Origin of the sequence: Trichocoleus sp. FACHB-46, from assembly GCF_014695385.1 — a bacterium.
Lineage (GTDB): Bacteria > Cyanobacteriota > Cyanobacteriia > FACHB-46 > FACHB-46 > Trichocoleus.
The window spans coordinates 1-22,789 of the sequence record NZ_JACJOD010000067.1 but is presented as its reverse complement, the minus strand read 5'-3'; the positions used below and the strand labels follow the sequence as shown (position 1 = coordinate 22,789).

Below are 22,789 nucleotides of genomic sequence, written 5' to 3'. Positions count from 1 at the left end.
CCATCACCTAATTGTGTGTTGCCCAAATCTGTACGACCTTCATAGGCCTTCTACCAGTCAGTCGGTCCCCAAATTTCTCAGAGCCAACGGAACACCACTTTCATGCATCACCTGTACCAGGAAGGGAGAGATTCTCTGGTTTGTATTGATATTGAACTTCGCAAGGGTTGCATTCATACCTAGCGTTAAGGCTCGGATACGTGATTCAAGTTCATTCGTGCCAGCAATCTGAATGAGTTGTTCTGCCGTGACGAACTGCTGGGTGGCAGAGAAATCTTGAGCGATCTGTAAAGCATCAGGTTGATCATTCAATGACCGCAATACAAAAAGCCGAACGTAAGGTTCAACTGCTAAACCTCGCTCAGGTAAATTAGACAAAACGCGAATGTATTTATCAATCTCCGCATCCACTTCATGCATGCTAGGCAACCTCATCACAAGCTCGAAGAGGCGGCTGGCTGCTACATCACGATATTCACGATACTCATCCAAATCTAACTTTGCTCCATAGAGACCTACGTAAGGGAGTACGGTTTCTGGACGGGAGGGTAAGTTGGATAGGTTACGGATCACTCGGTCAACAAAATAGTCTGTTTCAGAGGCTTTTTCAGGTAGATTAAGTAGCAACTGTTGAAACTGGGTTAAACCTAACTGGCGATAGGCAAGCAGTTGATAGGTATCCATATAAATTTTGCATCATTCGATCTCGACTACGCATTGATTTTGCTAGCGTCGGTTATAAATTCTGGTGGACTCTATCCAGTCAATTTCGTAACTACATCCCCGCTATAGAAAATATGCAGTTACTCGGAGAACACACCCTAATTGATGAGTCAAATGTAACTACCGACTAATTCACTTGGCAGTCGGTAAAAGGTCAGATAAAAGTCAGACAATTTCTGCAAACTTATACGAAGGCAATCTTACCTAAACGTAGCCAAAGAGCTCTACTACGATACAGGCCAAACTATAGCAGTAGCTCTGCACCACCCAGTGCAACACAGTTATCAAGCAAAATTTGAAGGGTGGTGTGAATCGAATCATATGGCGCTAGGGCAGCAATCAAACCTCTCTAGCTAATGGTGGCTTTCTTGAGGAAACTCAGAATTTTGACGCAGTCATTGGCTAAAAGGCAGATCCAGTCGAGTGCGATCGCTGTCAACCACTTTTTCAGAAGATGGCTCTAAAGTTCTGAGTAGGTGTAGTGTAACCGTCGTCGTATTATTGGGTAAGAGACTGGTTAACCTAAGCAGCAGATAGAGTGACCTGTCTGCTTAGGTTAACCAGTCTCGGCGAGGGAAACTCAGGTTCTTGAAATTGTAGTTGCTTATCAGGCTGCGGCATTTGGCTAACGATCAGACCTTAAACAATTAGGTACTCATTTATGTAACAAAGTAAACAGAATATGTAGAACAGGACTTGGAAGGTTAAGGCTAGAGGTAGGGGAGCGTAGCAAGGTATCGTGATGATGAATCCTCAGCAGAGCAGCCAATGATTCCCCTCATCGATGTCCCTGCTACCATCGCCCAAGGGATGAGTGCTTACCGAGACGTATTCTGTCGGGACGCTGGATTTGAGCATGTTAGATGCTACCTCAATGGATTGCTGCTGAGTGAGAACAAGACCTTGCAAGGTATTCATGCCCAGCAGGTCTATCCAGAGGGAAAGGCGGTGAGCCGCCGAGCGATGCACGAGGCGGTGTTTGAGGCTCGATGGGGTAGCGAGGTTCTGATGCAGCGACATCGCCAGCTCCTTGGTTCCCAACACCGAGGACGGGGATGAGAAATCATCAGTCTCGATTGGACCCTATCGCATCATGAAGAAGGGGAGCACATCTATGGGATCAAACGCGCCTACGATTATGTCAACCACTGCATGAGTTGCTACCAAACCGTGGTGACTGGTGTGATTGCTAATAGCCACCAAATTGATGGAATTGCGGTCGAGGTGCAGTTGCCAGACTTTAGCGAGGCCGAGAGAGGCTACCTGCGCATGACGGCTCAACCCAGTTACGAGCAGATGCAATAACTCCAGCAATGGTTACTGGAGTTATTGCATTATCACAAGAACCGACTGGCCTATCGCAAGCGCACCGAGATGGTCGTGGACTTGGTGCGGCAAATCGAGGCAGAGGGGCAATTTCCCCAAGCAGACTATGCCTTTGACAACGGGGTATTGACCCTGGAATTGACGCAGATGATTGAGGCCTCCGGCAAGCATTGGGTCAGTGAGATTGAATGTTCTCGACTTGTTCTCTGGAACGGGCAATGGCGGCGGGTCGATGCTGTTGCCACCGAACTGCGCCAACAGCACCCAGAGAGTTTTCGTTCCCTACAGGTGCACTGTCGCAACGGAGAAGTGAAGTCCTTTTGGGCCTTCACCAAAACCCTTCGGCTCAAGCGCTATGGGCGCAAACGTCTCGTCGTGGTGCATCAGCAATCCGACCTCAGCGACGCTCCGCGCTTTTTGCTCAGTGATGCGCTGCCTTGGGAAAGTGCTCGAGTGATTCAGACTTGGAGTTACCGTTGGGCCTGTGAGATCTTTCATGCGTTTTGCGCTCCAAGTGGCAGGCTTTGAGGCGGCTCAGGTACGCAATCAGGAAGCGGTCAAACGCCACTTCCGCTTAAGTTGCTTAGCGCAGTCGCTACTCCAGCAGGCCACGTGTCAGGGCAGGAAATCGGAAAGATTTGTGTTTGCCAAGAATAAGCAAACGGTAGGACAGCGGCTCTACAGGCTGACGCGGGAGGCTTACCAGCACTTGCTGTATCTGGTTGAGGGGCTGTTTGCTCAGGGGCGATCTTGGGAGCAATTTCTGGAGGTGGTTATGCCTGCTTAGAACTCCGCTCTCTTTGAGCCTAACCTTCCAAGTCCTGTGTAGAAGTGGCACTGGTTTAAGGGCACGCCTCAACACCTCTTGCCCTCTTTTCTTGTATGCCCGTAGTGCTTTCAGCCTCCAAATTTGGGAGGCGAATCGGAGTATTATTTCAGTGCGATTCGAATATGTAGTTTATCTTGAGTCCTGCTGAATTTGATTAAACTGCATGAATACTAGTAGGGGACAGCTATGTCCTTCGGTTATTTGTAGTCATGCTTGATTCATGGGCAGCAGTTCGGCACGTAATAAGAAAAAAACGATTCTCTTCCTGGCAGCAAACCCTAAAAACTCAACACCGCTTGATTTAACTCGCGAGGTCAAAGAAATTGAGGCAGGGTTAGAGCGATCGCAAAAGCGCGACAATTTTCAGCTTAAGCAAGAATGGGCGGTGACTCCAAGCGATGTGCAACGGGCGATGTTGGATCACAAGCCACAGATTGTTCACTTCTCCGGGCATGGCATGGGAGAAGATGGATTGGTTCTAGAGAATGTGGTTGGACAAGCGCAATTAGTAAAGTCGAGTGCCTTAGCGGGTTTATTTGAGTTGTTTTCAGACAAGGTAGAGTGTGTGGTGCTCAATGCCTGCTACTCAGAGGTACAGGCGGTAGCGATCGCCCATCATATACCCTACGTAGTTGGCATGAATCAGGCAGTCGGAGATCGAGCTGCTAGGACGTTTGCAGTTGGCTTTTATGATGCATTAGGGGCAGGAGAATCTATCGACTTTGCTTACAAATTGGGGCGGAACCGGATTGCGCTAGAAGACATTGCGGAAGATTTAATTCCAGTAATGCAGAAGAAAAGCGATGTGGAGTCTTTACCGCTGACGGAGGTGCCGGAACCAATTTATATCCCCGCTGCGCCAGAGCGAGTTGTTGCAGAGATCCCTCGGTCAATGCTTGTTGTCCCAGCACAACCTATCTCTCTGGATCAACCGGAAGGGCAGGTGCCGTTGGAGTCAGCGTTGTATGTGGAGCGTCCGCCGATCGAAGCCCGGTGCTACGAAGCGATCGTGAAACCAGGAGCACTGATTCGGCTCAAAGCACCTCGCCAGATGGGTAAGTCTTCTCTGATGCTGCGAATTCTAAACCATGCTAATGAGCAGGGCTATCAAACGGCATCCCTGAATTTTCAACTGGCCGACCGCGATTCTCTGAGTAGTCTTGACCAGTTCTTGCAGTGGTTCTGTAGCAGTATTACTTCAGAGTTAGGGTTCGAGGAGCGATTGGAGGACTATTGGAAGGGCAAGCTAGGTAGTAAGAACAAGTGCACCAATTACTTTCAGCGGTACTTACTCGCTGAACTTCAATCTCCCCTGTTGCTCTGTCTGGATGAAGTGGATGAGGTATTCCAGTATCTGGAGATCGCTACAGACTTTTTTGGAATGCTAAGGGCGTGGCATGAAGATGCCAAGATCAAACCAATTTGGAAGAATCTGCGATTAGTGATCGTGCATTCTAAAGAGGTGTATATTCCGCTCAATATCAACCAATCACCCTTTAATGTCGGAGTGCCAATCGAGCTCCCGCAATTAACCCAATCTCAGGTGGCAGATTTAGTACACCGGCATGGGTTGAATTGGTCAGAAGCAGAGGTAGAGCGACTAATGGGCATGGTCGGGGGGCATCCCTTCTTGACACGGACAGCTCTGTATCACATTGCACGAAGTGAAGTATCGTTGGAACACCTTCTGCAAATCGCCCCGACGGAGGGTGGCCTCTATGGGGAGCATCTCCGGCGACATCTATTGAATCTGGAGGGAGATGAAAAGTTATTAGCAGCCATGAAGCAGGTGATCGGCGTGAACCATCCTGTTTCCATTAGTACCAGCGAGGCGTTTAAGCTGACGAGTATGGGATTGGTTTTATTTCAGGGCAGTGAAGTTCTGCCATCCTGCAATTTATATCGGCAGTATTTTCGGGAGCGGCTGAGGGTAAGTGCATGAGTTCTATTCTAGGGGCTGGATATGACTATCAGGTGGGTGGTAGTTTACCAGCCGAGGCTCCTACTTATGTGCAGCGACAGGCAGACGAAACCTTTTACCAGGCATTGAAGGTAGGGGAATTTTGCTACGTTTTGAATTCCCGGCAGATGGGGAAGTCGAGCCTGAAGGTGCAGACAATGCAGCGGTTGCAGGCAGAAGGGGTCGCCTGTGCAGCAATTGACTTGACTCGGATTGGCACCTCAGACATGGAGCCGGAGCAGTGGTATAGCAGTGTAATCGACAGTATCGTCAGCAGTTTGGATTTGTATGAAACGTTTGACCTCTACACCTGGTGGGAGGAACATCGGCTGTTGTCCTTTGTGCGGCGATTTGACAAGTTCATCGATGAGGTGCTGCTGGTAGAGATTCCGCAGCCGGTCGTCGTTTTCATCGATGAGATTGATAGTGTTCTTAGTTTGCCGTTTGAGCTAGACGACTTTTTTGCGCTTATTCGAGAGTGCTACAACCGGCGAGCTGAAAAGCCAGACTATGGTCGGCTGACGTTTACTCTTTTGGGGGTGACAACACCATCCGATTTAATGCAGGACAAGCAGCGGACTCCGTTTAATGTGGGTCGTCCGATCGAACTGATGGGCTTTCAGTTGCAGGAAGCGCAACCCCTAGCACAAGGCTTGGCAACAAAGTTTAGCAATCCTGAAGCTCTGATGCAGGTAGTGCTGGAGTGGACGGGAGGACAACCGTTTTTAACCCAAAAAGTCTGCAGGTTAGTGTTAAGTGCAGAGAACGTGGCTCTGGAGGGACAGGAGACAGCTTGGATTCAAAACTTAGTCCAGACCAGAGTGATTGAGAACTGGGAAGCACAGGATACTCCAGAGCATTTAAAGACAATTCGAGACCGTCTGTTGCTTAGCGGAGAACAGCGTACTGGACGATTGCTGGGGTTGTATCAACAGATTGTGCAGCAGGGAGAGATTGCCGCCAATGACAGCCCGGAGCAGGTGGAATTGCGGCTGACAGGATTGGTGGTGAAGCGAGATGGCAAACTGCGAGTCTATAACCGCATTTATGAGCAGGTATTTAACCGCAGTTGGTTGGAGCGATCACTAGCAGAGTTAAGACCCTATGGAGGAGCGATCGCGGCTTGGATGGAATCGGGCTGTCAGGATGAATCCCGCTTGTTGCGAGGGCAAGCGTTGCAGGATGCGCGAACTTGGGCAGAAGGGAAAAGCTTGGGGGATGACGATCGGCGCTTTCTGGATGCGAGTTTATCGCTAGAAGGCCAGGAGATACAGCGGAAGTTAGAGGCGGAAGCGGAAGCAAATCAGATTTTGACTGTGGCGCGACAGCAGGCTGAGAAAAATCTGGAAACTGCAAATCAGCAATTAGAAGTAGTTGCTCGCAATGTAAAGCGCCAAACATTGATTGGAGGCTCTGTGTTGATAGCTTCATTGTTGGTAGCTGTAATTGCTGTACCGGTTTCGATCGTTGCGAGTCGGCAGGCGAAAGAATCGAAGATGGACATGGAGACTGCAAAAAAGCAGAAGGATGAGCTAGCAACTAAAAGTGAAGTGCTGAACGCAAATTTAAAGACGCTACAAGATAACGAAAAGAAAGTAAGGCAGCAGATAAAACAAGCCCAAAATCAAGTCAAACTAGCGCAGCAGAACTTCATAGTGGCACGACAAAAGGAAGCTGTTGCAAACCAACAGAGGCAGTTAGCGCAAACTGCCACCCAGTCTGCACAGCAAAAAGAGCAGCAAGCAAAATTCCAACTGATAGCAGCAGACCAGAAACTACAAACGGCACAAGTAGAAACTAAGAAAGCACAAGCGAAAGCAGAGAGCGCGCAAAAAACTTATGAAGTGGCTAAACGACAGGCGGATACAGCACAGAAAGACTTAAGAACTGTGCAGAAAGAGGCAACCCTTGAACAGCAAGCAACAGCATTACTGCGTTATCCTTTTGTGCGTTTTCGGGAGCTAGATATTTTGCTAGCTACAACTAAATTGGGCATAGTACTGCAACAGCAGGAACAAGCAGAGGGGGAGCAAAGAATTAACACAAATGCTAGGAACTCTCTATTGGCCTTGCGCTTGGCAACTAGTAGCGTTGTTGAAGAAAATATAATTAAATCATCAAATAGTCTCCATTTTAGTAATGACGTACAACGAATAGTGGATGGGTCTACTCACCGCGTATTTGATACCAACGGCATAGAGACTGAGGAAATGGAATCGAAGACCAGTAGTGATGGCAAATATTTGGTAAGTGAGCATAATGAGTCGCTCAACGGAACCACTACTCGCTTATTTAATACTAGTGGAAAAGAATTATTTGAGGTTCCAGGTCAATTTCATGCCTTTAATGGTCAAAGCCTAGTTACGCATTCTTATAAAGATGGTGGTGCTATTCACCTATTTAATACTAACAGTGAAGAACTACTAAAGTTTCCAGGACATTATTTTATAAAACTCAGCAACGATGGCAGACGTCTAATTACTAACTCTACTGCTGATACCATTCATTTATTTGATATCAGCGGTAAAGAGCTACTAAAACTTACAGGAATTAGTGCTACAACTAGAGACATAACTTTTTCTAATGATAGTCAACGGCTATCGATCAACTCTAGTAATTCCAGCTATATAGTTCAACTATTTGATGCTAATGGAAAGGAGCTACTCAAAGTTCCTGGATTGTTTGAAGCTTTCAGCAGCGATAGCAAACGAATAGCAATAACGTCTAATGAGAACAATAAATCTGTTGTACAACTATTTGATACTAATGGCAATCATTTACTCAAGACACCAGGAGAATTTAAAGCCTTTAGTCAGGATAGCAGACGAATAGCAATTACGTCTAATGAGAACAATAAATCTGTTGTGCAGCTATTTGATGTTAGTGGCAAAGAAATGCTAAAAGTTCCAGGATATTTTCGAGCTTTCAGCAATGACAACCAACGTTTTGCTGTTACTGGCACTTCCAGCATTCAAGTACTTGATGTTAATGGCAAAGAACAACTAGAAACTCAAGGAGAGTTTGTGACCTTCAGCAATGAGGGACAACAGATAATTACTTCTTCCAATGAAAATGGCGGTACTATTCACCTATTTAGTAAAAATGGTGTAGAGCTACTAAGAATTCGAGGAAGATTTATGGCTATCAACAAGGATGGGAGTAAGCTAATTGCTTCAGTAGATGATGGACAAACAGTAAAGTTATTTAATCTTAAAAAGAGAAGATTCTTTATATTAGATCGCGAAGATTTCCTTGGTTTTAATTATACTGGTCAACAAATGATCATCTACTCCAAGGATGAAGATGATGACAGCAGTTTTATAGTTGATGGCAATGGTAATGAATTACTCAAACTCCCAGGGAAGCTCGTTGCTTCCAGCAGTGATGGGCGGCGATTAGTTACAAGTCCCACCCGTCTATTTGACATCAATGGCACTCAACTGCTCGAAGTTGATGTCAACAGCATTCATATAATTGAAGGAGAGGATGGATTTGAGCGTAGCCAAACTTCCGATATTGGTGAATTTAAGGGGATTAGTAATAATGGACAGCAACTAATTACTGGCACTGGCTTAAATAATACGGATATGTTGATTGATGTCAATAGTAAGAAAGGGATTTATATCTCGGGATATTTCAGGGCTTTAAGCGATGACGGTCAACAGATAGCAACAACTTTTGCAGCAAAGGATATAGACTTTAAAATCTCCTATTCTAGTTATATTTTTAATAAAAACGGCAAGCAACTTCTGGAAGTTCCAGGGTATTTTCTTGCTTTTAGTCATGATAGACAACGGCTAGCTACCTATTCCGCTGATAAAGATGGTGGCATCAGCAACCTATTTGATGCTGAAGGAAAAAATCTATTCAAAATACCAGGAAAACTGCTTGCATTCAGTAAAGATGGACAACGCATAGCAGGCAATTTTAATAATAGTCATGCCATTTACCTATTTGATGTTAATGGCAAAAAATTGTTTGAACTTCCAGGATTCTTTAGAGGTTTTAGCAACGCCGGGAACAAAATTTTGCTTTACTCAAATGATGATGACATGACTCGTCTTTACGATTCTACTTCTGGAGATCTTATTGCAGAGTTCGTTGGAGAAAAAAAGTATCTCAGCCAGGATGACAAAACTCTTATAACTCTCGACAATACGGGTCAAGTACACACTTGGGATATGAACGCTGATCTCAATACTCTTCTTGCCCAAGCATGTCAGAAGCTCAACCTTTACCTCACAAGCTATCCTAGTAAAGCCCCTGATGTAGTGTCTTTTTGTAGTCAAAAGGCGCTTATGCTCATCTACAAATAAGTACAACTGTAGAGGTTACCCAAAACTGCCATCAGAGAAAGCTTATTGGATAACAACATCCTGTGCTAGCACTAACTTGTTAATACCACCCAGGCCTTGCACTCCAACCCTTTGCGCGATGTCTGTCATCACTAAAGGCTGCTGCAAGTTCGCACTCAATTTCTCTCTCAGCGATCGCAATGGTTCCGGTCGAGGCAAAAAATGGGGGGGGGTAACTCTGGAACCGACCAAAGGCGACCTACACTACTAACCAACTGGATAGTCTGTTCTGAAACTATGCTCGAATACTCTTTCTGCAGAAGCACGGGCACTAGATGCTCTGATAGCTCATGCATTTGAATAACACTACAGCCTAGCTTGTAGGGGAGTGTCCGGATTTTTGTGTAAACAAAAGCTGGAACCTTTGATTTTCCGTCAAATTTGTCTGGTTAGACACAAGGAGATTTACACTCCCGTTGTTAGGCAAATTCGATTGACCGTCTAACACCTGGCGCGTTGTAAAAGCCAACGGCAAATTCGATCGCCGCCTTAGCACTAATCTCTTGGCGCATTCCAATCACGTAGTTGATACGCTCAGCGATCGCCTTAGCCTGCCATTCAGCACCACACAATTCACTTGATTAGTAAAAAGCTCAAAGAGGCCTGCATTAGCAGGCCCATTGACTAACTTTGCGTTGCCCATTTCATCCTCAAAAAGTAGCCCATCTTTGCCACTGCCAGCAAAGTGGACTATTTGCGGAGCGGGTTCATCTAATAGCGCTCGTTGAACATCCCTAAGGTGGACATTAAGACGTAGTTTTAAGCTGGAGGGGGGACAAACATAGCTCAAGCTCCGTCCGGGTAAACGTTCCAAGCAACTAGCTTGCAGGAAAATCAGAAGAAGATCTGGGAGATCAACAACGGAATTTGTAGGAGTTTAGCTTTTGCTAGTTGACAATGGAATCAAGAAGCTACGAAAGTGGAATCAATCTCTTTAACTCTTGAGGGGCTAGAAGGCTTAGTGGACTTAGCTTTGTGGGGTGGGTTTGTCCCCCTCCCAGAGTTTTAAGTCAAATCGATCTCGATGATGTGCTAAGCGCAAACCTTCTTCGACATCTCGAAACCCCTAATTTACCTGTCGAAGCCCATTTGGGTTGGCTGCCAAAAACAAAATGACTTGCTGTCTCTCAAGGGAATCTTCCATTGCAAAACATGAGGCCAAGAAGGACTAAGGGCTTTCGTCTGTTCTATTCTCTATGCAAATCGCGATCGCAGGCAAAGGTTTTCAAACAGCTGGGCGATCGCAAAGCTCACCGTTCAAGTAGAAGGCATTTGAATCTGAATCAAGCCGCGACCAATTCGCTCAACTAGTTCTGAGCGAGATAGCCCAACATCAGCAGCTAATTGATCCAGACCTCTCAAACCAGAATCAGTCAACATGACACTTCGCTGACGCTTGACCTCACCCTGGTACAACTCAGCTTGTCCCCGCATCGACTTTTGGCCTTTTTTACCCATGAGTGTACTTTTTAAGGACCTTAACAGGGACAGTTTTACGCCACAACTTTCTTATATCACTGAAAGCCCTATAAATCAGCAAATTAGGTCATGTATGTGATTTATAACATCTATAACAAACAACCCTAAAACCCCGAACAGGCATAAATACTTAGCAGCTAGAAACTCTAGAGCAAAGCGGTTTTTCAGCCATTTAATCGAGGATTTATGTATAACTTTTAGACCAATATATTCCGTAGGTATCTTGTCTTTTTTATAATATAAATGGTATTCTTTAGGTCATATATGCGACCTAAAGAATTACCGTATGGCTTCTATAACAATTCCTAAAAAGTTCCTCCAGCCTAAGAACCTAATGGAGGTGCTTCAGAACTACGAGGCTGAGGTAAAAACTGAAAGCCCTGACAAGGCCAGTGCGACTTTGCATCAACTGCAAACGGCTCTAATTAGGTACACACTTCCAGGTTGGGGCTTGCCGCATCCCCAAACAAACCGAGTCTCAGCTAAAGAGATCAAAGCCGCCAAGACTTTTATGAAAAAGATCAGCTTGGAACAGCTAAAAAAGGCTCTAGAAGTCCAGATGAGCGTCTATGAGCAACTCAAGGTTCCAAGCAGCAGTCAACGTACTTATCGGCACGCTCTGAACAAGCTCTTAGAGTTTTGTGATGACCAAAACTGGTGGCAATCAGAACCAAAGGTCGAACGACGACCGTTAAAGCAGAAAGATTGCGCTAAATACGTCCGAACGACGAAGCGAAAACGGCAAGAGTTTTATGCTCTAGGTGTCGTAAAAGGGGATGTCATCTCAGAAGCACTACAGAAACAGTTTAGTGAGTTTGCAGAGTTCGTATCCGAGGACTTGAAGCAAGCACCCATTTCCGTCAGATGGGCTCTGCAAGGAGCATACCAAGGGCTAGGCTGGCTTTATCGTTATGAAAATGTACCGCTCGATGAACTGAGTTTAGAAACACTGATTCAATATGTTCCTTTAAGGACAGCCATTGACAAGCTCCCGGTGCGGATGGAATTAGCTGAACGGCTCTTGCGTCAGGAAGAGGTGAGACGAGAGGCGATGCAAGCAGCAGATGCTACGGAAGACAGGCTCCGTAAATATTTATCTTGGATCAGAAAGGAACGCAAGGTTCATCCTGGAGCAGAATATGCCTTTCTACGAGCCTGTCTTAACGTTGCTAAGTTCCTGTATCGCTTTGAAACTAATAGGCACGAAGTCGCTAACTATGATGACGTTCCTGTTATTAAAAGAATCCGAGTTCTCATCCGAGATGTAAGTAAACGTCAGCGCACAGCTCCTTCTCCAGTAGACATCAGCAAGAAGTGGTTACCTTGGGAGGACTGGTTGCAAGTGGTTGAGACCCTTAGAAAAGAGTGCTGTCAAGCAACTTATATCTGCGGCACGAAGCGGCTACTCGGTGGAATTGCCCATTCTCTCCAGTGCTATCTCATGTGCGCGTTTTTCACCTATATTCCCCCGATGCGTCAGCAGGTAATTCGGGGCCTTGAGGTAGGACACAGCTTACTATGGGAAGACAATCGCTGGTACATCTATTTAAGACCCGATGAATACAAAACCGGCAAGGTTTATGGGGAATTTCGAGGTCCGGTCTCTAACCCTGACCTTGGAGATGGCACTTGTTTTTACGATTATATTGAGGCTTGGCTCTATGACTGCTCTAAGCTTCCTGGATTAAGTAAGCTGAATCTTCCTGGAGGGCTCCGCGCAACTTACAATCCTGAGCACAACTTCTTCTTCACCCAGAAGAATCGCGAACCGATGAAGCAACATACGCTATCGGAGTACATTAGACACGCTGCATATCGGATCAAAGGCAAGGCTGTTACAGCTCACTTACTAAGAGATATGTTTGTGAGTCACTTGATGGAACTAGGCTATTCTGATGCTGAGATGAATTCGGTGGCGAACGCAATGCACCATAGCCCAGAAACCCAACGAGGCATTTACGATAAGCGAACTAAGGAAAAAAAAGTGGCCCCAGGCATGGACTTGGCACGACAGATCGCTGAAAATGCCATCAAGCGTAAAACTGACATAACTGATTGAATTCAGCCTGAACCTACAAAGCAGAGAGCGATCGCGAATCTTCTATAACTGCGATCGCTCTTTGCTTTCAATGTGGATTTAGCGACCTCTCAAGCTGCAATCAGGTCCGCACCATACTCAGTAAGCGCATGGTGCCACATTGCTTTTGAATGCTGGCGTAGACCTTTTGCACTAAGACATTAGGCTGAGAGCGATCGCTTAGGTCATTAGGTTCCAGGACCACATTATTGATCGCCACCGTACTCTTCAAATCCAACTCTAGGCGATCTCAAATGAGGGCAAAGTTCCTGCGGTCGATCGCCTTGCTCTTGGACCTTTAATAGCGAGGTTTGCAGTCGGAGAAATTTAGACATTCACTATCGAGAAAGCCAGCCAGTGCCATCTCTAACACTGCCTCTACGGGGTATTCAATCTCAGCCGCCCGTCGCTCAAAGGCTTCTCTAACATGGTCAGGCAGCGCCACCAAGATCATGCGGGCTACAACTGGACTGAGATGCTCTGTAGTTTCTTGTCCAACAGTTGGCAACATGGTTAGTCCCTCATCGGTATGCGAGCATTGAACGGTGGTTTGCTAGCTTGCAGAATAATGCGCTTTAACTCTGATGATAGCGATCGCCAGTGCATGAAGTCGATAGCATGAGTGGCGATCGCCACGTCTCTATGGTCATAATCCGCCAGCCATGCCCAGATTAGAGATTTATGTCCACCTCTAAAGCGCTCCTTAATATCTTGAGCCTTGCCTACATATAGCAAACCCTCAGTGCGGTGCCTAACTGCATAAATGCCTGGTCTTGTAGTCAGCTCGGTAAAGTCTCTGCTAATCGGGACACAGTTAGAGGACCTCTAACTCGGCGATCGCCTTCTCAATGTCTCGCATCATGCGCTTCACACGGCCTTGTAAACCCTTAACAGCCGTACCTGGTTCATCATATTCATTAGCTAAAATGGCCCATTTTTGGAGGCCAACTAGCGCTCGATTCAAAACTAGGACATCTGTCCGGGTTTGGTTGTCCTGGTTTTGCTCGCCATTTTCTGCGTAGGCATCAGGCGCATCATTTAGATACCGCCTCACCTGCCTAATCGACTTGCCAATGATTAACTCCAAAGCAGGACGTAAGGCTTTTTCTCCTTTTTTGGGTTTCCCAGGCGCGTCTCTATAACCAGCTGCCCTTAACCGATCTGCGATCGCTCTGACCTCGGCGGGTGTGTAGTCTCTACGCTTTTCATTTTCAGTAGCCTCGATCGCCAACGCTTCGCCGGGCTCAGTTTCGCTATCAAAATCGTAGCGACGGATTGGAACTTGTCCGCTAGGAAACTGTTTAGCGAAAGCTCCCGGGTCTTGCTCCCGTAATAGTGCGATCGCAGCTCGTCGATGCCCACCTGCTAAAAGCCTGCCCCGACTATCAACCGCAATGGGAGCAATCAGCCCTACAACCGCAATGCTATCTGCCAATGCTTCAATGTGGGCAGGATTCAGTGGTCGGGTATCGCCATCCACTCGATCTGTGATGCTATCCAAAGACAGGGTGGCAGTTGACGATGGTGTTTCTACACTTCTGCTCTTCGCGATCGCTAAGGCCCCAGTCAGCTTGCTGACGCTCATTTTGTTCCCCAACCCTTCCAGATTTCTTTACCCAATGCTTGATAGTCGTTCCATGCAGCAGTAGCAGGATCACCGCGCAAATCTGCAACTGACAAACCTTCTAATGCCGAATCTTGATACACAGTTCTAGCTTTAATACCTGTATTAAACACCTTTAGTTCTGCCTCGTTAAGTGCTTCTCTGGCATTCACCTCTCTTTTGAGACCCCGAGTCGGCAGCATGGTTAAAAGGATGCGGTACTTATCATCAGACAGCGATCGCAAAGTGCTAACAGTAGAAATGGTGGCTTCTAACGAAAATATAGAAATTTCAGAAGGGATGATCAGCAAATCGCTAGCAGAAGCTAGGGGTAAAAGTTCAGTGGGGTCAGTGCGGGCAGGAGTGTCAACAACCAGATGGTCAAAGGCCGATGGTTCCTCATCACCATCCATTACAGTAAATGCTGCCCTCTGCTGACCACGCTCATACCAGCTTAGTGCGCTTCGGTTAGGGTCTCCATCTAACAAGATGACTTTGCTGCCCTTCCGGCGCTTACCCAGATACTCAGCTAAATGTAGGGCTGTGGTCGTCTTGCCTACACCACCCTTGAAACTTGCGATCGTAATAATCATAATTCTGAGCTTACTGAGAAGGACTTGGAATTCAGCACGAGAAAACGTCAAAAACCATTCGTGGCTTCTGTATTAAACGTTGAAAAAGTCTAGTACAGTTTGTCAGTCCTGCTAGAAACTTTTCCAGAGAAGCAGTTGCGTAGTAAATAACCCAACCGAAAATTTGCAACTTACCTGAAAACAGTTCTGAAAGCGGCAGCAATCACCAACGATAGTAGAAGTGCCTGAAAAAGTAGGTGTAAAGATACAAGTCTGTATCGAATGGAACTACTAAAATCTACTCAACAGCACACAATTCTAGGGTTCCAGTGACACAACGCTTGGATTGCTAAAAAAGGTAACCAGATTGTGTTATTTGCTGCAAGGGTTTCTGGAAGCGTATAGATTGTTGGAAATACTGAAGCGGGCAGCATTGTCCACCAACTATCCCAATTGTCTGATTCCTTATGAGTAGCACTTCGGCACGCAAGAAAAGGACAATTCTCTTCCTGGCAACAAACCCTAAGAATTCGGCGAAGTTGCGCCTTGATGAAGAATTTCGGGATGTGAGTGAAGCACTAAAAGGCTCGAAGAACCGGAGTCGGTTCGATTTGAAGCCTCAGTGGGCGACTCGGCGTCGAGATGTTCGGAGAGCAATGCTAGACTATGCTCCCCAAATTGTCCACTTTTCGGGACATGGTGCTGGAGAGCCAGGGCTGTTGATTGAAAACGAGCTTGGACAAGCTGAGTTGCTGACCTCGGATGCACTAATTGGACTGTTTGAAGATGCGGACCAAGTCGAATGCGTCCTACTGAACGCATGCTACTCGGAGGTGCAAGCCAAGGCGATCGCCCAGCATGTTCCCTACGTGATTGGCATGAATCAGGAGGTGGGGGATAAAGCGGCGTTGGAATTTGCAGTGGGTTTTTACGATGCTTTGGGAGCAGGACTTTCGATCGAACGTGCCTATAAAGAAGGCTGTAAAGGCATTCGGATGGCAGGAATTCCAGAGTATTTAACTCCAGTTCTAGAGCATATGACTGTGAAGTCAGAAGTGGAAGTGCAGGAAAAAAGTTCTCTGTCACCGCCTGAATGCTCGGCTGAATTTCGTGAAGAGACTTTGCCTGAGTCATCTGCTGTTTCTCCGTTATCTAAGTCTGCTGTAGGGGAGCTAGAAGAAACGGGCGGACAAGTGCCACTTGATTCACCATTTTATACAGAGCGTCCGCCAGCTGAATCTCGTTGCTATGGGGCGATCGTTAAACCAGGAGCACTCATCCGCGTCAAAGCCCCACGACAGATGGGTAAATCCTCATTGACGATTCGAATTTTTGACCATGCAAGCAAGCAGGGCTGTCGAGCGGTGTGGTTACAGTTGCAGCAGGCTGGTGAAGAACCTTTTTCCAGTTTGGATGCCTTTTTGCGATGGTTATGTCGGCGAGTAACTGCTAAACTGCGGCTTCAAGATAAGGTGGTGGAGTATTGGCAGAGCGTTTCTGCTAGTACGGACAAATGCACGGATTACTTTGAACTTTATTTACTAGAAGAAATCAATGCGCCGCTGGTGTTGTGCCTAGATGAGGTGGATGAAGTCTTTAAGCATCCACAAGTGGCTGGTGACTTTTTTGGACTACTGCGCTCGTGGCATGAGGAAGCGAAGATCAATCCCGTGTGGTGTAACCTGCGGCTAGTGATTACCCATTCCGAGGAAGTCTACATTCCGCTGAATATTAATCAATCGCCGTTTAATGTAGGGGTGCCAATCGAGTTACCTCCTTTAAATCAGGCACAGCTAAACGACCTTGTGCAACGGCATGGGTTGGCATGGACAGAAGCGGAGCTAGATTCGCTAATGGCAATGGTGGGTGGACAGCCCTACTTGGCACGAGTCGCACTTCAGCAAATTGCGTCGGGATCGGTGACATTAGCTCAATTTTTGCAGGTTGCTCCTACCCAAGCAGGCGTGTTTGCCGCCCATTTGAAGCGGCATTTGGGGAATTTGCAAGAGCGGCAACTGGATACGGCAATGAAGCTAGGTGGTTGCGTCTGAGCATCCAGTGCAGCTACCGATCGCCCAGGCTTCTAAGTTAGCGAACATGGGCTTGGTACGATTTCAGGGGAATGAGGTAGTACCGCTATGCAACCTATACCGCAACTATTTCCAGGATGTGTTGGGGGGTAGTCGATGAACGATACGCCTTTAGTACCCTACGACTACCAGAGCGAGGGAGGTGCGCTACTAATTGATGCGCCGACTTACGTAAAGCGGAAAGCTGATGATGAGCTTTATGAGGGGTTGAAGGCGGGGCAGTTTTGCTATGTTCTGAATGCCCGCCAAATGGGGAAATCAAGCTTAAAGGTGCGGACGCTTCAGCGATTGCGAAATGAAGGAATTGCCTGCGCAGCAGTAGACTTGCAGGGAATTGGTACTTCGGCGACCGAGGAACAATGGTATTTCGGTGTAGTCAGTCGCATTGCGCGATCGCTAGGCTTGCATCGGCAATTCAATCTGAATACTTGGTGGACAGAACAACCTCGCCTCTCGTATGTCCAGAGGTTTGTCGAGTTCCTGGAATCGCTAGTGCTGCCTTCTGTACCTCAACCGATCGTGATTTTCATTGATGAGGTTGACCTGACGCTAAGCTTATCGTTCCGGGATGACTTCTTTGGGGCACTGCGGGAAAGTTACAATCGGCGGGCGGATGAGCCAGAGTATCGTCGCCTAACGTTTGCGCTGTTTGGGGTGGCAACGCCATCGGACTTGATTCAGAACAAGCAAATTACCCCGTTTAATATTGGGCGACCTATTGATCTGACAGGATTTCAGTGGTCCGAAGCACAACCGTTGATGCTTGGACTTATTGCAAAAACAAGCCATCCGCAGGCGTTATTACAAGCGATTTTGGACTGGACGGGGGGGCAGCCTTTTTTAACGCAAAAGCTGTGTAAGTTGGCTCAAGTGGCAGATTCTGAACCATTGGCAGGGCGAGAGACCCAATGGGTTAAGCAGTTAGTACAAACCAAAGTCATCGATAACTGGGAGACACAGGATATTCCACCCCACCTGAAGACGATTCGCGATCGCCTCTTACTTAGTGGTGAACAACGCACCGGACGGTTGCTGGGGTTGTATCAGCAGATTTTGCAACAAGGGGAGATTGCAGCAGATGACAGCCCAGAACAAGTGGAGTTGCGGCTGACGGGGTTGGTAGTGAAGCGAGATGGCAAACTGCGCGTTTACAACTGCATTTATGAGCAGGTGTTTAATCGAGATTGGTTGGAGCGATCGCTGGCGGAGTTGAGACCCTATGGAGGAGCGATCGCCGCTTGGCTGGAATCCGGATGTCAAGATGAGTCGCGGTTACTGCGAGGGCAGGCATTGCAGGATGCCCGAACTTGGGCCGAAGGGAAAAGCCTAGGGGATGAAGATCGCCGCTTTTTAGATGCTAGCCAGGAGTCAGAAAAGCGTAATATTCAAAAAAAGTTAGCGGCTGAAGAGGAAGCTAAACAAGTTTTAGCAATAGCTAATCTCAAAGCCAATCGGCGTATTCGGATTGGATCTGTAGTCTTGGGAACGATGCTTTTGGGTGCAATTGTATTAGGCATGATTGTTCAACAAAAAATCTTACTAGCAAACCGTACAGTTGATGACTCGACTAAAAGAGTTGAAAATCTTCGGCAAGAAGCGGAAGAAGTCTCAAAAAAATTAGAGATTACAGAAGAACAACGCCAACTTGCACAATTAGGACAACGATCAGCAAAGGCTGAAACCCAACAGGTAAATCGAACTCTAGCAAAGGCAAGGACTAGATTAGAAATTGCAAATACAAAGATCAATACAACAGAGCAGGATATTGAAAAAGCAAATTTGAAGTTAGTGAATCTTGAAAAAGAGGTTGGAATTTCAAATCAACAACGTCAGCGAGCAGTTCAAGAACTTGAAATTGCAAAATCAAAAGCTGGAAAGGCAAAAGAAGAACAAAACCAAGCCCAGGAGGGTCTAAAAACTGCTGAAATGGAAATCACTAGTCGGAAAGAAGAATTAGAAAAATTAAATACTTATTTAAGTCGAAGTCAGGACGAGCTTAGACTTGCACAACAGGCAGTTGTGGAGAGTGTTGGAGATACTCCAGCCAGAATCATGAAGCAAACAGGGCAAAAACCTGCTGTTATTTATATCAGTTTCTACCCTTCACGAGAGGGGCGTAAGAACTTAGGACTATTAATGGTTTCTGCTGAGGGACAATTTTCAACCAAGCTAGATTCAGTTGATCAAGAAGAAGCTTTAAAGGCTGCTCACAGTTTTCGCGATGAAGTTTTTACGGGAAGCAAAGAACATCTAATTCCTGCTCAAACCTTATATCAATGGATAATTAAACCATTAGAATTAGAACTCAAAAGGCAGAATATTACTAATCTTGTCCTCATAGTGGATAAGAGCCTTCGTAACATACCATTTGCTGCTCTTCATGATGGCCAAGGATATTTAATTGAGAAATATAGTCTTGGAATAATGCCTGGACTCACTTTAACAAATAGCCATCATAGAAACATAAGGAATTCTAATGTACTTGCGATAGGGGTATCTAAATCAAACTTAGAATCTCATCCAATGCCACATGTAAAAAACGAGATCATAAGTATTATGACCTTTTGGAAAGGTAAATCTTTCTTAGATGAGGAGGCTACTTTAGACAAGCTTAAATCACGGGAACAAAATTTTCATATTGTTCATATTGCCGGAGTTGGATATGAACGTTTGTCAGGTAGGACAAGAGAACCATTTATTGAGCTCTGGGGTTCAGTATTAAAAAGTAGTAACTTTGAGCAAGTAGATTGGTATAGTCCTCCAGTAGAGTTATTAGTTCTAAGTTCTAGTGTTTCAGGCTTAGGGGAGGAATACGGTCTAGCTGGATCTGCGATTCAGGCAGGGGTTAAATCTGTTCTAGGTAGTCTTTATGGAGTTTCTGATGAAGAAACCATGATATTGATGGATGAGTTTTATCGAAACCTGAAAAATTCACCTATTAAAGCAGAAGCCTTAAGGCAAGCACAACTCTCAATGATAAAGGAAGAAGACTTTTCTAGCCCTCGTTATTGGGCAGGTTTTACAATAATAGGTAATCCTTGGTAGCCACAGAAAAGAAGAAAATTTTATAGTGAAAAACAGCTAAATCTTCCCTGAAGAAATTATCTTGTCGAGGACCATCATTACTCGACTTTATGCGACCTCATGCGCGAAAAAGCAATAGGTATAGGCTGTATTTCCTACACCATAAAGATGCGGTTGCCTGCCTTCAATCTCTTCTACTGTCCTGGCTTGGCAGTGAACTTCTCAAATTTATCAAATCAGGGATGCCATTGAATTCGCCAGTATTAGTTTTTCTTGCGCGATTGAAACCTTTCTACTAAATTGTTACCCAGCTATTGTAAAGTACAGCAACTCACGCTTTAGAGCAGCAAAGATCAAAGCTAAACTGTAGCCAGAAAACAGCCTTCATATAAACAAATGGGACAACTCACCCCAATTACCCTTGAAGACGGAACAACAATTTACATCGAAGCGATCGACCGTTCCAGTTCAACACCTGACGTAGTTGTTCCTAACCCACTGGTTGAGAATGATATCAAGCGTGGCGGTGGCATTGTCTTTGAGACACCTGCTAAAAAACAAACTCAAACCTTTCAAGCTATCGAGCATACCATTCGGGCATATACCACCTACACCCTCAATGCCTTTAAGAATGTCGCGATCGCTGAAGTCAGCGAAGTTACTCTTAAGTTTGGCGTGAACATCAGCAGTGAAGCAGGCATCCCCTACATTGCCAATGCCAAAGGCGGCTGTAGCATGGAAATCACCGTCAAATGCGAGTTTCCTAAAAAAACTGATTAACCAGAACTTGCAATTCTGCCTCTCATGGGTGTGCCCTATCTGCTACAGCTCCTAATTGCCTGCTTACACTGAGGACCACAGTTGATGTAGATAGGCTTAGTTTCAACTCCGCTGATCAAAGTCCGCAACGTAACAGCTAAACGTTAGATCTCCTGCTATATAAGTCTTGCAAGCATAGCTACAGGGTCCGCTCAACCCTATAGCTATGCTTAAACACCAATGAATGTTCCTTAAAGGACAGGCTCTAATACGTTGTAGATGCGATCGCACTGATGCCCTTAAACCTTCCGAACAAAGAAGTATAAGCGATAGATTCCCTCGCTATTAGTACCTAAGTCCCAAGTGAAATCAGCTACGGGGTCACCACTCTCAGCTTGCCTTGCCATCCGAATCAAATTATCCTTCGTTAGCAATTCAGCACGTCTGCCTACATCATCATCCCCTGCACCAACCAACTCACTCAGTTTATTGGATATGAGTTTAACAACATCGCTAGGGACTGAAGCACCCGTCTTAAGTTTAAGCGCAGTATTACCCAGCTCTAGAATTGACCTGAAAGTTCCAGAGAAAGCATGTGGGTCTCCTTCATCATTTTCGCGGATCACCACTGCCAAAATGACGTCCGCTGCGACACCGGAGTACAGTCTCGTTGCAGAGCGGATAACAGTACCTTTATCTACCGAAATCACCCCAGTTTCATGGGGTGTCTGCGCTTGTCCAGAAGTAGAAACGCCTAAGAACATATAAGGCTCATCACTACCTGACCATTCGTTGGATTCGTCTAGGCAACGGAAGCCTGAGAACCAAATTTCTACGTTAGTTTGATAGAGTTTTACTTTCGCTCCACCTGCGGGTGTCCAGTAAACTTCTCCGCCCTCAAAGATGCTATGTCTACCTTGGCCATTTGTGCCTTCCGTCACTAATTCATCAGTGCGAGGATAACCCAAGCTGCCCGTTTCCCACCCTTGGGATGCCCAAGCATCTCGAATGAGACCTATAACAAAATGGGCTCCAGTATTTGGAGTCCAATAGATTGACCCACCCTGGAAGTGGTTGAAGCGACCCACTCCATCAGGGCAGCCTAGTTCATCAGTCACGGGGTAACCTAAGAAGGAGGTTTCCCAGCCTAACGAAGACCATTTTTCTCGAATGGAACCGTAGATTAGTTGGGCTCCAGTATTTGGAGTCCAGTAGATTGAGCCGCCTTGGAAGTGGTTGAAGCGACCCACTCCATCAGGGCACCCTAGCTCATCAGTCACGGGGTAGCCTAAGAGGGAGGTTTCCCAGCCTAACGAAGACCATTTTTCTCGAATGGAACCATAGATTAGTTGGGCTCCAGTATTTGGAGTCCAATAGATTGACCCACCTTGGAAGTGGTTGAAGCGACCCACTCCATCAGGGCACCCTAGCTCATCAGTCACGGGGTAGCCTAAGAGGGAGGTTTCCCAGCCCATCGAAGCCCATTTTTCACGAATGTCTCCATAGATTAGTTGGGCTCCAGTCGCAGGAGTCCAGTAGATTGAGCCGCCTTGGAAGTGGTTGAAGCGACCCACTCCATCAGGACATCCTAGTTCGTCGGTCTGTGGTGCACCTAGGAAAGAGCTGTTCCCTCCTATAGACATCCACTTATCTCTTATCGCACCAATAACAGTAGGCACAGTGTTGCTCCTTTGTAGATCAAGACTCAGGGACTATGTAGACAGCAGTGTTTAAGGCTTAGTCAAGGCGGAACTGCTTTCTATGCCTTGTGTCTCAAATCTAAAAAGTAAGAAGAGCTTTGGCAGCACCCGAAAGGGTACCTTTTAAACTAGGGCGTGTTTTAAAACTACAGGCACATCATGATAGAGGCTAGAGTCATCATGGCAAGGTAGTTTTCAGCTTTTTTCTCATAGCGCGTTGCAATGCGACGGTTTTGCTTCAAGCGATTGAAACAGCGCTCCACCTGATTCCGTTGACGATAGACAGACTTGT

Annotated in this window: 21 protein-coding genes; 11 read left to right on the top strand and 10 right to left on the bottom strand. The window is 46.3% G+C overall.

Going from position 1 to position 22,789, the window contains the following annotated elements; all coding sequences use genetic code 11:
* Positions 1-57: 57 nt before the first annotated feature.
* The gene (locus H6F72_RS26545; RefSeq protein WP_190442565.1) at positions 58-684 is read right to left on the bottom strand and encodes a hypothetical protein; all 627 of its coding nucleotides are present in this window, start codon (positions 682-684) and stop codon (positions 58-60) included.
* A gap of 807 nt (positions 685-1,491) precedes the next feature.
* Between H6F72_RS26545 and H6F72_RS30540 the strand changes: the two genes are divergently transcribed.
* From H6F72_RS30540 to H6F72_RS26530, 6 genes are all read left to right on the top strand, one after another.
* Complete coding sequence (locus H6F72_RS30540; protein ID WP_242017155.1) at positions 1,492-1,782, top strand: hypothetical protein; 291 nt, start codon at positions 1,492-1,494, stop codon at positions 1,780-1,782.
* Between the two features lie 93 nt (positions 1,783-1,875).
* Positions 1,876-2,028, top strand: coding sequence for a hypothetical protein (locus tag H6F72_RS30535; RefSeq protein ID WP_242017154.1), 153 nt, complete (start codon positions 1,876-1,878; stop codon positions 2,026-2,028).
* A gap of 24 nt (positions 2,029-2,052) precedes the next feature.
* Positions 2,053-2,577 (top strand): hypothetical protein, encoded by a 525-nt coding sequence (locus tag H6F72_RS30530; RefSeq protein ID WP_242017153.1) that lies wholly within the window; start codon positions 2,053-2,055, stop codon positions 2,575-2,577.
* On the top strand, positions 2,546-2,836 hold the full coding sequence (locus H6F72_RS30525; RefSeq protein WP_242017152.1) for a hypothetical protein: 291 nt from the start codon (positions 2,546-2,548) through the stop codon (positions 2,834-2,836). The genes H6F72_RS30530 and H6F72_RS30525 overlap by 32 nt, the downstream gene beginning before the upstream one ends.
* Before the next feature lie 262 nt (positions 2,837-3,098).
* Positions 3,099-4,820 carry an AAA-like domain-containing protein gene (locus H6F72_RS26535; protein WP_190442564.1) on the top strand — a complete coding sequence of 574 codons (1,722 nt, stop codon included), beginning with the start codon at positions 3,099-3,101 and terminating at the stop codon, positions 4,818-4,820.
* Positions 4,817-9,154 carry an AAA-like domain-containing protein gene (locus H6F72_RS26530; RefSeq protein ID WP_190442563.1) on the top strand — a complete coding sequence of 1,446 codons (4,338 nt, stop codon included), beginning with the start codon at positions 4,817-4,819 and terminating at the stop codon, positions 9,152-9,154. Before H6F72_RS26535 ends, H6F72_RS26530 begins: the two co-directional genes overlap by 4 nt.
* Before the next feature lie 458 nt (positions 9,155-9,612).
* Here the strand turns inward: H6F72_RS26530 and H6F72_RS26525 are convergent, their stop codons facing one another.
* Positions 9,613-9,765 carry a hypothetical protein gene (locus tag H6F72_RS26525; protein WP_190442560.1) on the bottom strand — a complete coding sequence of 51 codons (153 nt, stop codon included), beginning with the start codon at positions 9,763-9,765 and terminating at the stop codon, positions 9,613-9,615.
* A 685-nt stretch (positions 9,766-10,450) separates the two neighbouring features.
* Entirely contained in the window at positions 10,451-10,651 is a 201-nt protein-coding gene (locus H6F72_RS26520; RefSeq protein ID WP_190442661.1) for a hypothetical protein, read from the bottom strand.
* A gap of 307 nt (positions 10,652-10,958) precedes the next feature.
* Here H6F72_RS26520 and H6F72_RS26515 point away from each other — a divergent pair, with 307 nt between their 5' ends.
* Positions 10,959-12,731, top strand: a complete 1,773-nt coding sequence (locus H6F72_RS26515) for a tyrosine-type recombinase/integrase (protein WP_190442558.1) — start codon at positions 10,959-10,961, stop codon at positions 12,729-12,731.
* 100 nt (positions 12,732-12,831) lie between these two features.
* Here the strand turns inward: H6F72_RS26515 and H6F72_RS26510 are convergent, their stop codons facing one another.
* The 5 genes from H6F72_RS26510 to H6F72_RS26490 are packed head-to-tail and all read right to left on the bottom strand — an operon-like array spanning position 12,832 to position 14,945.
* Positions 12,832-12,987: a hypothetical protein gene (locus tag H6F72_RS26510; protein ID WP_190442556.1), complete on the bottom strand. Its 156-nt coding sequence runs from the start codon at positions 12,985-12,987 to the stop codon at positions 12,832-12,834.
* Between the two features lie 60 nt (positions 12,988-13,047).
* Positions 13,048-13,260, bottom strand: coding sequence for a hypothetical protein (locus H6F72_RS26505; protein WP_190442554.1), 213 nt, complete (start codon positions 13,258-13,260; stop codon positions 13,048-13,050).
* A 2-nt stretch (positions 13,261-13,262) separates the two neighbouring features.
* Positions 13,263-13,514: a GIY-YIG nuclease family protein gene (locus H6F72_RS26500; protein ID WP_348252530.1), complete on the bottom strand. Its 252-nt coding sequence runs from the start codon at positions 13,512-13,514 to the stop codon at positions 13,263-13,265.
* A gap of 49 nt (positions 13,515-13,563) precedes the next feature.
* A complete protein-coding gene (locus H6F72_RS26495) occupies positions 13,564-14,334 on the bottom strand; it encodes a ParB N-terminal domain-containing protein (protein WP_190442549.1) in 771 nt (256 codons plus the stop codon).
* On the bottom strand, positions 14,331-14,945 hold the full coding sequence (locus H6F72_RS26490; RefSeq protein ID WP_190442547.1) for a ParA family protein: 615 nt from the start codon (positions 14,943-14,945) through the stop codon (positions 14,331-14,333). Before H6F72_RS26490 ends, H6F72_RS26495 begins: the two co-directional genes overlap by 4 nt.
* Positions 14,946-15,391: 446 nt before the next feature.
* Between H6F72_RS26490 and H6F72_RS26485 the strand changes: the two genes are divergently transcribed.
* From H6F72_RS26485 to H6F72_RS26475, 4 genes are all read left to right on the top strand, one after another.
* Positions 15,392-16,975 (top strand): AAA-like domain-containing protein, encoded by a 1,584-nt coding sequence (locus H6F72_RS26485; RefSeq protein ID WP_199299329.1) that lies wholly within the window; start codon positions 15,392-15,394, stop codon positions 16,973-16,975.
* A complete protein-coding gene (locus tag H6F72_RS31260) occupies positions 16,962-17,114 on the top strand; it encodes an AAA-like domain-containing protein (RefSeq protein ID WP_199299328.1) in 153 nt (50 codons plus the stop codon). The genes H6F72_RS26485 and H6F72_RS31260 overlap by 14 nt, the downstream gene beginning before the upstream one ends.
* Positions 17,111-20,059 (top strand): CHAT domain-containing protein, encoded by a 2,949-nt coding sequence (locus tag H6F72_RS26480; protein ID WP_190442545.1) that lies wholly within the window; start codon positions 17,111-17,113, stop codon positions 20,057-20,059. The genes H6F72_RS31260 and H6F72_RS26480 overlap by 4 nt, the downstream gene beginning before the upstream one ends.
* 375 nt (positions 20,060-20,434) lie before the next feature.
* Positions 20,435-20,818: a CU044_2847 family protein gene (locus tag H6F72_RS26475; protein WP_190442544.1), complete on the top strand. Its 384-nt coding sequence runs from the start codon at positions 20,435-20,437 to the stop codon at positions 20,816-20,818.
* Between the two features lie 278 nt (positions 20,819-21,096).
* Here H6F72_RS26475 and H6F72_RS26470 read toward each other — a convergent pair whose 3' ends face one another.
* Positions 21,097-22,440: an LGFP repeat-containing protein gene (locus H6F72_RS26470; protein WP_190442524.1), complete on the bottom strand. Its 1,344-nt coding sequence runs from the start codon at positions 22,438-22,440 to the stop codon at positions 21,097-21,099.
* A gap of 203 nt (positions 22,441-22,643) precedes the next feature.
* On the bottom strand, positions 22,644-22,789 hold a 146-nt coding region (locus H6F72_RS26465), incomplete at its 5' end, for a transposase (RefSeq protein WP_190431017.1).